6 protein-coding genes and 1 tRNA gene are annotated in these 11,602 nt (G+C 34.6%); 2 read left to right on the top strand and 5 right to left on the bottom strand.

Features of this window, described 5'->3' with window-relative positions; translation table 4 throughout:
* Positions 1-2 precede the first annotated feature (2 nt).
* Genes cdd through deoD form a run of 4 tightly spaced genes read right to left on the bottom strand, consistent with a single transcriptional unit; the run spans position 3 to position 3,114 of the window.
* Positions 3-425, bottom strand: coding sequence for a cytidine deaminase (gene cdd / locus ABDB96_RS01875; RefSeq protein ID WP_343251825.1), 423 nt, complete (start codon positions 423-425; stop codon positions 3-5).
* 7 nt (positions 426-432) lie between these two features.
* On the bottom strand, positions 433-1,695 hold the full coding sequence (locus ABDB96_RS01870; protein WP_343251824.1) for a thymidine phosphorylase: 1,263 nt from the start codon (positions 1,693-1,695) through the stop codon (positions 433-435).
* A gap of 10 nt (positions 1,696-1,705) precedes the next feature.
* Positions 1,706-2,386 (bottom strand): deoxyribose-phosphate aldolase, encoded by a 681-nt coding sequence (deoC, locus tag ABDB96_RS01865; RefSeq protein ID WP_425528238.1) that lies wholly within the window; start codon positions 2,384-2,386, stop codon positions 1,706-1,708.
* Positions 2,387-2,394: 8 nt separating this feature from the next.
* Positions 2,395-3,114 carry a purine-nucleoside phosphorylase gene (gene deoD, locus ABDB96_RS01860; RefSeq protein WP_343251823.1) on the bottom strand — a complete coding sequence of 240 codons (720 nt, stop codon included), beginning with the start codon at positions 3,112-3,114 and terminating at the stop codon, positions 2,395-2,397.
* Between the two features lie 640 nt (positions 3,115-3,754).
* Here deoD and ABDB96_RS01855 point away from each other — a divergent pair.
* Entirely contained in the window at positions 3,755-5,215 is a 1,461-nt protein-coding gene (locus ABDB96_RS01855) for an SDR family NAD(P)-dependent oxidoreductase (RefSeq protein ID WP_343251822.1), read from the top strand.
* 163 nt (positions 5,216-5,378) lie between these two features.
* Positions 5,379-5,455, top strand: a tRNA-Arg gene (locus ABDB96_RS01850).
* 62 nt (positions 5,456-5,517) lie between these two features.
* Here ABDB96_RS01850 and ABDB96_RS01845 read toward each other — a convergent pair.
* Positions 5,518-11,418: an EAGR box-containing protein gene (locus tag ABDB96_RS01845; RefSeq protein ID WP_343251821.1), complete on the bottom strand. Its 5,901-nt coding sequence runs from the start codon at positions 11,416-11,418 to the stop codon at positions 5,518-5,520.
* Positions 11,419-11,602 lie beyond the last annotated feature (184 nt).

The raw sequence follows: 11,602 nt of genomic DNA, 5'->3' as shown, positions 1-11,602 counted from the left end.
CTTTACTCCTTGTGATTGCTACTCATGGCTAATGGACTAAAATTATTTGGTAAAATTTCGGCAACGGTCGCAACCGTTTTTTGACCCAAGATGTTATAAGTAGTTACTTGTGCTTTAGGATCAGCAAACTCACTGATGACCTGACGACAAAGACCACAAGCTGTACCATTAGTTTGCTTAGAATCAGTTAGGATCCAGATTCTTAAAATTTTTGAAGCACCATTAGTAATCATCGATCCGATCGCGTTCCGTTCTGCACATAAAGTGGCTGGATAGGCCGCATTTTCAACGTTTACGCCGTAAAACCAACCTTTATTAGTTTCTAAAATGCAAGCAACATGAAAATTGGAATACGGGGCATAAGCACTTTTTTTAATTTCTAAAAGCTTTAAAAAATAACGATCCTTTTGGCAATTATAATCCATAAATTTCCTAATTAATTTTAATTAAACAACTAGCATTCTTAATGATTGTACTACTAATTGGTGTGGATGAATATAAAGTTAAAACTGGATGATTTTTTTGAACCCTTTCGTTGTCTTTAACATGCAAATACAAACCGGCTTGAAAATCAATAACATCGGTTTTCACTTTTCGACCTGTACCCAAACTAATACCAATTTCAGCTAAAGCAATTGGACTAATGTAATTAACTTTACCAGATTTTTCTGCCTTAATTACAACTTCATGTTTCGGATGAAAAAAATTATTGTTGATGATTGTTTTTGCGTTACCATTCTGGCTGTTTACCCAAGCACACAATTTATTAAAGGCTTCTTTCGATTTTAGAACTTTTTTTAGTTGTTCAATGGCCTCGTTACGATTTTTAACTTGTTTGGTAGCTAATAAAATATTAGCAACGATTTTTTCCATTAATTTTTGAAAATCACTACCAACCAAATTTAAATCATTTCTTAAATAATCAACTGCTTCCTTAAATTCAATGGCGTTACCAATTGTCTTGCCTAGAACATGATTCATATCGCTTAATTCATACTTGACGTTACGATGAAACTTCTTAGCAATACTAACCATCATCTCCCCAAGGCTTTGAGCAATTTTTGATGTTTTACAAAACGCACCTTTCCCGTATTTAATATCAATAAAAATATAGTCAGTTTTTAAAGCAAACTTTTTGGATAAAATTGATGCTGCTATTAGAGGTAAAGAATCAGTAGTTGCACTAACATCACGCAAGGCATATAGAAAGCGGTCAGCGGGAACTAAATTATCAGTTTGGGCCATAATAAACATGTCATGGTCTTGAAGAATTTTTTTAGCATTTTCTAAGGTAATATCAGTATTTATGCTTAACGCTTCAAGTTTATCAATTGTGCCACCAGTAAATCCTAAGCCACGTCCAGAAAGTTTGGCAACACCAAGGTTAAAGCACGTCAAAATTGGCGCTAAAGCAATTGTCACCTTATCGCCAATGCCCCCAGTGGAATGCTTATCAACTATTGGTTTTTGATACTTAGGATGGAATGAAACGGTTTCACCAGATGCAATCATGGCCTTTGTTAAAAAATATAATTCGTTGGTAGACAAACCATTAAACCAAAGTGCCATTAAAAAAGCACTAACTTGATAATCTGGTAAGGTTTTATTAACCACATTGTTAATGAAAAATTGAATTTGTTTTTCGTTAAGCGGTTTTTTGTGTTTTTTGCGTTCAATTAAATCAATAAAATTCATCATTACGCCTTTAAATTTGTTGCAATTCTTTCATTAAAGTCACACCTTGTGAAGTGCCAATACGATTCGCACCAGCTTCAATCATGGTGATCATTTCTTTCGCGGTTTTAATACCACCAGCCGCCTTAATTAAAATTTTATCCTGCACAATTTTTTTCATTAATTTAATGTCGTCTAACGATGCACCACGAGTTGAAAAACCAGTAGATGTTTTAACAAATTCAGCCCCACCTTCTAAAGCCGCTAAACAACCGAGTTCAATTTCCTTATCAGTTAATAATGCCGTTTCTAAAATAACTTTTAAAATTCTTTTGCCACAAATCTTTTTGAGTTTCCGAATTTCATCAACAACACAAGCACATTGATTACGAAGTTCGGCAATATTAATGACCATATCAATTTCATCTGCTCCAGCCCGAATTGAAGTTTTTGTTTCATATGCTTTTTGTTTAGTAAAAGTTTGACCTAAAGGAAAGCCAACTACCGTACATATTTTGATATTGAAACCAGCAAGTTTTTCTTTGGCAAGAGCAATATACGATGGGTTCACACAAACTGAAAAAAAATTATAGTTGATCGCTTCGTTACATAATTTACTAATTTCATCAGGTGATGCATCAGCACGTAATAAGGTATGGTCAATGTATTCGTTATACTGAGTCATAATGTGGTTTTCTTGATTACTTTTCAATGTTAATTTTACTTATTTAGTGATGTATGTGCTATTTCTAAGGCCAACATCATCATGTTTTTGAATGAAGTTTGACGTTCTTGGGCTGAGAGCATTTCGCCAGAAACTAAAGAATCACTAACCGTTAACAAAGTGAGGGCTTGTTTTTGGTTTTTAATTGCATTCGCATATAAGCCAAATGCTTCCATTTCAACTGCTAAAGCATTGTGCTTGGCAACCATGTCAGTTGCTGTATACAAAGTTTGGTAGAAAGAATCTTCAGAAATAATTCTTCCGGTTTGGGTTTCTATTTTCAATTCTTGTGCTTTGGTTTGGGCTAACTCAACCAATTCTTTAGTAGCACTAAGGCGATTGTTAGTTGTAAGAACTTGAATCTGTTTAGCATATGACGATTCACTATAAGCCTCATCGGCAATGATTAAATCACCTAGTTTTAGTTCTTTTTTTAACGCCCCACAAGAACCAACGCGAATCACAACGTCAACATGATAAAAATGCATTAATTCATGCGAATATATGCCAACTGAAGGGATGCCCATCCCATGGGCCATAACCGTAACCTCTTTATCCTTATAAGTTCCAGTAAACGCTAACATACCGCGAACTTCATTAACACACCGAAAATTTGTTAAAAAAGTTTCGGCAATTCATTTAGCTCGCAACGGGTCACCTGGCATTAAAACTACTTTGGCAATATCATTGGGTTTTGCATTGATATGTGGGGTCATTTGTTAACTCCTAACTACTTGAAATCTTCTCGTTAAAATAATTATAAAATATATAGTTATTAAATTAGATTTACCTTTTAATTCACATCAATCGTATTTGGTTTAATTCACATCAATCGTATTTGGTTTCTTGTCTATAAAATAGTGATAACCTTTGCTGTTAATAATGAACATTTAATCATTAAAGCAACCTACATTTGGTGCTTGACTCACCAGCAATAAATTTAGAATTTATTAGTTTAATAAATAAAAATTAATACCAAAATAAATGAGATCAATTAATAAATATTAATGACGTTTTAAAATTAATTTTTTAAATAAAACTCACCCACTAATACCATAATTCACTAAAAACTCTAGTAAATTTAGTTTATTTTGTCACAAATTGCCTTATTAAAATAACTTCAAAAATAATTGCAAATCTCATATTAATTGATAAGCTAATATAGTTTAATTGTTTTCAGAATGGAAATTAGGTTTTTAATCAAATTGTTATAAAATTATAGTTGCTAATGAAAAACATGTAAATGACCATTTACATCAATAAACTAGTCAATTTATCATTACAATTTAATTATTTAACTTGGCAAATCTGCCAAAGCAAATTAGTAGTTGCTTACTTGCATTGAAGGAGAAAAACATGGTAAAAACATCAAGGGTAATTTTAATAAATGACGACCTTAATCTCGAGCCAACAATCATTAAAACCATTCGTGCTCTTCAAATGGAACCAGTGATTATTACAGCAACATCTAATGATCGGTTAGATAATACCAATCGTTTAACGTGTGATTTTGAAAATCGTGAACAAATTAAAGAAAAAATTTTAACAGCTTTTGCTAATTATGAAATTAGTCACGTCATCTTATCTTTAAAGCCGCCAAAATTATCAGCAAGTCTAATTGAAAATAGTGATCTATCATCCATGCATGAAGCAATTCTAAGGTTTAATACGCATGTAAAGACCATCCTTGCTGGATTTAAAGATAAACCGGTTAAACTAATTGTTAACCTTGCATTTGATCATTTAGATCCTTTAAAAAATGTAATTTTTAATAATTACGTTTTAGGTTTCTTACAAGGATTGAGAATCGAAATGAAGCCATATCTGCCACAAATTCACGCGTGTTACTATCAGGAAAATGATTATTTCTATGAGTCCTTTTTAAAAAAATTATTATCCTTAAGAAAAACAATGAAATTGATTAATAATTTACCTAAAAATATTTATTACTTACAAGTTCTAAATAAAAAACCAATTATTAAAAATAATAATATTCGTATTGCAAGAGTTGCCAAGCCAGTAGCAATTATTACGGGAGCGTCAGGTGGCATTGGTTATGAAATTGCCAAAACACTTGCTCAAAATAACTGAACGGTTTATTCTTTATCGCGCAAAGCAAAAGAAAACACATTAATTACTTATTTAGAATGTGATATTACCAATGACCAATTAGTAACTTCTTGTTTTCAAAAGATTTTTGAACAACACCGCTCGATCGATTTAGTAATTAATAACTCTGGATATGGAATAAGCGGAGCATTAGCAATGATGGACGAAACCAAGTTTAACCAAATGCTAGAAGTTAATTTAATTGCAGCTTTAAAAATTATTAAGATTGCAATACCTTATTTAAAAAAGACGTCAGGAAGAATTTTCAATATTGGTAGTGTCGCTGGAACCTTTGCGATTCCGTTTCAGTGCGGATACGCTTTAACAAAAACCTTAATTGATGCTTATACCGAAATGCTTATGCCCGTTTTAAATAAAGAAAACATTCAAATCTGTAATATCATGCCTGGCGATACGCGTACCAATTTTTCTAACACTAGAGCACAGCATACTAATTATCATGGCGAAGATAAGTATGCCAAGCGTGTTAAGGCGTCAATTACAAAGATGGAAAAAGAAGAAAAACAACATGGTGCTAGTCCAACAATTGTTGCAAAAGCCTTATGTCAACAACTTAAAAAAAGAAATATGTTAATAAAAACAGCAGTCGGTAGTAAATATAAATTTTTAACCTTCTTAGCAAGACTTTTGCCAATGGGTATAATTGCCACACTTTTATATTTACTGTATGCAAAAAATGAAATTTAAAACGATTGGGAAAAGGTTAATATCTATCTTTGAAAAAATAAGATTCATAAATTTTTATCGTTCAATCTGGAAAGTTTATGAATGTAATCAAAGTTCAGGTTAAAAATAATATTTAGTTTTTAAGCATTTTAGTATAAAAAAGTTATAATATAGTATAATATATGCGCCCGTAGCTCAATTGGATAGAGCGTCTGGCTTCGGACCAGAAGGTTATGAGTTCAAGTCTTATCGGGCGCGCCATATTAATTAAAAAGCAAGTCGATGGTTGAGACTTGCTTTTTTTATTTATCTTTAATTAATTATTACTCTGAATATTTATCATTAAATAACGCATCAGCTGAATTTCCATCAAACTTGGATAATCAGTCATCAGCATCAATTCGACTCGTTCCTACATCTTTTAGTACAGGAATATCTTTAGTAACATCGTAGTTTTCAACTTCACTATCGTCTTTTTCGTACACAAACCAATTGCCATCTTCATCAAAATCACCATCGTACCACTGTCATTCTTCACGATCATCGTAGTAACCAAAGTTTTCATTGCCAACGTATTTTTCGAAATCGATTTCGCCATTTTCATCAGCGGTAATGAAGTTTTCACCTTCAATGGCCTCAATCGCTACTTCATTTTCACTTGCTTCAACTTGCTTTACTGGTTCTGTACTTTCACTAACTTCATCCAGACCTTCGATAGTATCTTTTGCTTCTGTTGCTAATGCTTCTGCGCTTGTTTTTGGTAAAGTTTCAGACTCAGGTTTGTTAGAAACTCATGTATGGTTGTCATCATCTTCGAAATAACCATCCCAAACCCATTCACCATTTTCATCGTAGTGACCATAATTTGGATCATCCACAAATTTGCTTCAGAATACTTCTTCAGTATCAGCACTTTCTGGCTCATTGGCTGCTAAACCAGATGCGAAGTTTGGTCCGTCAATTGCTTCAGCGACTGGCTCTTCGGTTTCTGGAGTCATCGCACTTAGTTCGTTATCCAATGATTGGGTTTTAGTTAATAATGCGTCATCGTTGATTAAACCAGATTCAAAGTTTGGTTCATCAATGATTTCTTCAGGCTGACTTGAATCTTCTGAATTAGGAAGATCTTGATCAAATCGTGGTTCAGTAAAATCCGCTTCTTGGTGACCCAATTCAACTTCATCCTGTGGCTCATTGTGCACCCAAGTGTGTTGTTCATCATCTTCGAAATAACCATCTCAAACCCATTCACCATTTTCATCATAGTGACCATAATTTGGATCATCCACAAATTTGCTTCAGAATACTTCTTCCGCATCAGCACTTTCTGGCTCATTGGCAGCCAAACCAGATTCGAAGTTTGGTTCATCAATGGTTTCTTCAGGCTGACTTGAATCTTCAGAATTAGGAAGATCTTGATCAAATCGTGGTTCAGCAATGTCAGATGGTTCAACGCTTACTTCTTGTGGTTCGTTAAATTCTTCACGATGCGTTGGTTCTAGTTCAGATTGGGTTGCAACAGAATTCTCATTATCTACTATTGGTTCACGTTCAACAATAGTTTCTTGGGCATCTTGCATTTTTTGGTCAGGAATTCAAGTATGTTCCTTGTCGTCTTGGAACGAGCCATCCCATTGCCATTGATGATTTTCATCATAATGACCGTATGCACTATTACCGATAAATTGCGTTCAGAAAGGCGATATAGCTTCTTCTGCTGTTGCACCAGCAGTTTGTTCTTGTTGTGTTGCATACTCATCAAATAAAACAAAATTTTCGTTTTCGTCAAAAGCACCATGTCAAACTCATTCATTATCCGCATTGACATGACCATAATGAGGGTTGCCCACAAATTTTTCCCAGAAAGAAGCATTAGTTTCACCATCTTTAGCAACAGCTTCATCACTTTCATCCATGCTTGTTTCGTTAAGATCTTCGTGTAAAACCTCAACTGGAACATTCTCAACCTCTTGGAGATCAGCCTGAACTGCTGGATCAACTTCTTCCATAGCAGAATTTTCAAGTTCTTGTGTAAAAGTTGTTGGTGTTTGTTCAATAATATCAGGTGCGAAGTCTCGTTCAACAGTTACTTCGATTCCAATATTTTCAAGTTCTTGTAAAATGACAGAGACAGGCTCTTCTTGATAATCATCAACTGCTACAAGTTGTTCATCGGCAAACTCGACAAATTCTTCAGGATAAAATGTTGGTACGCCATTTTTAAAAAGTGCTGCTTTTTTGGCTTCTTGTTCGGCTTGGGCAAGACTTTCAAATTGTGCACCAGCTTTCATTAAAGGTTCATCGTTAACTAAAAAAATAACCGGTTCGTATGGCTCTTCGGTTGTGCTTTCTTCAACGACATCATCAACCAAATCCACATCAATACTGATTTCCTCAGTAGGTTGCATTTGTACTGGTGGGACGTAATCATCAAATGTTTCCGGTTCGAAAGCAGCGATCGTTTCAAGTGGTTCATTTGACTCAACTTCAATTGGAACAGACGGAATGATACTTTCTTCAACGTGGACTAGAAGTGGTTCGTCTTCAATTGGTTTATTGATATTTGAAAAAACTTGATGGTTTTCAAGTAAATCCTTATGTTCATAAATCATTAAACTAGGAGATGATGCAATTTCATTAACAACTTTGGGTTTTTCAGATTTAATAAAAGAAACTGCACTACTGTCTTTTATTTCAACTAAACTAACTGGTTCTTCAAGATTTTTTGCAATCGGTAGTTCTGTTAAAGTTGCTCGGCTAGTCGATAATTCTAATTCTTGTTCGGTAGCGTCATTAGTCTTTTGCTTGTTAAAAACAACAGGTTTTGCTTCTTGAACCAACTGAAGTAACGATGGTTGCTGTGGCTGGCTAATCTTTTTTTCTTCAACAAGAATGATTTCATCAGGTTCATAACTTACTGGTGTTTGAATGGGACCGGTTTTTTTAGATTCCTCTAATTTCAAAATTGGTTTTGAAGGTTCAAAAGCCGCTAAGTCAAAACCAGTGGAAGCACCTTGTTCCACGATGTCGAAATTAATAATGCGATCATGTTCGCTAGTTGTTTTAATTGGTTCAGTTTTTTTGGTTTCACTAAGTTTTAAAACAGGTTTAGACGGTTCAAAGGCACTAATGTCAAAACTAACCGATTCATTTTGTTCAACTATTTCAAAATTAATGATGCGGTTGACTTCATCAGTTGTTGGTTGAACACTAGGAGCAGGCTGACTAATTACTGGTAATTGTTCTGGGTCATATTCAACAACCGCACCGTCATCATGTCATTTTTCATCATCATCAAAATAGCCGTCCCAAACCCAGTTGTGATCAGCATCATAGTGACCATAAGCCGGGTTACCTTCAAACCGGGATCAGAACGGTAACTGACTAGTATCAATTTGTGGGATTGGCTCATCTTTTAGTGAAATGCTTGGCTTATCAGGTTCAACTAATGGTTCAGCACTTACGTTAAAAGTTGGCAGGGCGTCAGTTTGGGAAGGTTCAAAGCCAATATCAGTGGTTTCAGCAGGTAGATATGTAAAAACATCAATATCATGGTCATGATCATGATGAAGATCTGCTTCTAACAGATTTGTTTTTTTGTTAAACTCGATTGTTTCAGAATCATTAACTACTAAGTATTCGGAATGATCAGTAGTTCCAAAATCAGTTTGCTTGGAATCAACAACAATGTCATATTGAAATAAATCACTAACTTTTGGCTCTTCGGATCGTTCATTTGTTGCATCCACCACATTAAACACTGGATCTTTAAATGAATCATTTATTAATGGGGTTTTTGAAGTTTTAGGTTTACCAAAATTTTCTGGTAATACAGGTTGAAAATTACTAATACGATTATCGGGAATAAAAGTTCCATCTAGCGTGAATGAACCAGTTCAAACTCAAGTGTGGTCATCATCATAATAACCATAATATTCATCACCAATCAGGTGAGCATATAATTCGTTGTTATTAACTGCTTCTTTCTTGGTTAAATCAATAACTGGTTTAACTTCTTCAAAAACGTCACACTGCTTATCCAAAGTAGGATTAGGAATTCAATTAAAGTTTTGATCAAAAACACCATCTCAGACCCAAATACCGTTTTCACGGTGTCCATAATCGGGGTTGTCAACTAGTTTTTTTCAAAACGTTTCGCTATCAATTTTAGTTTGAATTAAAGTTGCATGAATTGATGGAATTTTTGGTGCTTCATCGGGTGTTTTGTAAGGAATTCAATTTCGTAAACGGTCAAAACGTCCAATTCAATTTCATGACTTGTTATTGTAGTAACCATATTCAACCTCGCCAACTAGTGCTTCCCAAAAACGCTTACTTGGATTTTGTTTTTGACTAACCATTGGTGCAGTTTGATCAGTGTTAAAAGTAACTTCGCCTTCTTCAACTTTTAAATCAACTGCAAGACTTTCATCTGCAATGAATTGTTCTATGTCTTCTTGAACTTCCGGTTGTTTGTCTGCTTCTTGCTTGACTTCTTTTTTTTGGAAGATTTTAACGTCATCAATGCTACTTTTTTCAAAATCTTGAAATCCCGCAAACGACTCGCTCAAGTCATCAACAACTAAATCAGTATAGGGATCAGCATTATCTCCTGGTTTAGTAATTGATTCTTCATATAAAGGATCGGTTAAAGCATGGTCGCTAGGCTGTGCAAAATCGCTATAGTTAACTAATTCATCAGGTTTTTTAAAATCATCTTGTTTACCAAAAGATTGATCAAACTCTTCTAATAACTCAATTGTTTCTGGTTCATTTTTAACTTCTACTGCGGATACAAAAGTTTCTAAATGATTTTCTTGTTGATGCTTTTTTTCTAAGGCTGCAAGTTTTTCGTTCAATGCTAAATCAATTAGTTCTTTAACATCAGATGCAGATAAACTTGGTTTTAAATTAGCATCGGCAATGGTCACTTTCGAAACTTGTGGTGTGCTAACAACCGGAGGCTTTTCGAGTTTAATGTCATCAACTTTAAAGTCAACAGGCGTTACTGAAGCAAGAATCGATTTTTTTTGCTCATTAACGTCTAAAAAATCGACCGCCTCAACATCTGGTTCGCCATGATGTGCTGTTAAAGCATAATCACTAGCATCATTTTGCTCAAGCAAACGAGTTTGTAACCGCTCTAGCATTTCTTGCTGGCGTTCAATTTGGAATTGTTGACGCTCCATCATTACTTGTTGGGCTGCAGCATGGCTTTGGAATACATCAATTAAGCGAGCTATTTGATCTTTTTGATCAGTTTGATTAGCAACAACCAAGCTGTTTTTAGATTCTTGCCGATTAGTTTTAGCACCATGAGCTGTTGGTTCATATGGATCAAAATCTAATAACTGCTTGGTGCTTGGACTGTCCCAAATATCGGTTGTATTTGATGGAACTAAAGCATGGTTGGGATGGTTAGTGTAAGTTGGAAAAGTTAAGCGGTGACCAACTTGGTAAGGTAGTGGTTGATGATATCCTAATGGTTGGGGCGAAAAGTGGTTAACTTGATTAGCAAACTGGTTTTGTGGCCGAAAGTGATTATTTGGTCCAAAGTAAGGTAAGGGATTGTAATACGGTGGGTTAAAACCAGCAACATTGAAATTTTGATTAGGATAAAAAACGTTAGGATTAGGGTTTCGATAAAACTGGTAAGGTGGTACCACCGCAAATGGTCTTTGTTGATTACTAAAGTAATGCTGGTTTAACGGGCGTTGGTGCGGAAAGGATGTGTGGTGGTAGTTTTGGCTGGGATTTGCCGGATAAGGGTTGTTCTGTGAATGAAACCGCATTGGCGGGACAACATGACTAGGTTCAGAAAAAACCCGTTGCGTTGGCTCATTTTTAACCGAACGTGGCATAACGTCAATCGTTTCTTGGCCGGGTTGTTGAAAATATTTACTGTATGGATCAGTAGCCACTTCATGCGTATAACTAATAGGTTGTGGCGAATCAAAAAGCCGTTCCGGTTGGTTTTTTTGAGCCACCAAATTGGAACTTACAACTCTTTTGGGTTTGGTTTTTTTAACAGAAACGTAGTTTTTGTAATAATCTGAATAAGATAAATCATTCAAACCTTTTTGTGACACTTCTTTGAAGTTGCCATTAAGATCAACTACTGCTGGACTAGTTTTTTGTTCGGTTTTTTTATTAACTGCACTTTTCCTCACCGCTTTATTAGCAGTTACAGTACTTGAACCACTTTTGTCTTTTTTTTGAACCATACGTTTATCCTTCATAATTTATTACAAAAACTGCCTAATTGGCATCGCAAATCAAGATATATCCATGATATTATAAATTCTAAAAATATAATAACGACAAAAAAAACTAAAAATTATCAAAAAATTAAAAAGTGACAAGATTTTATGACAAAACAAAAGTTAAAGATAGATAAAAAGTTATCTA

The organism is Mycoplasma amphoriforme A39 (assembly GCA_000723365.1).
In the GTDB taxonomy this organism is placed as follows: Bacteria; Bacillota_I; Bacilli_A; order Mycoplasmatales; family Mycoplasmoidaceae; genus Mycoplasmoides; species Mycoplasmoides amphoriforme.
This window is presented reverse-complemented; position numbering and strand designations above follow the sequence as displayed.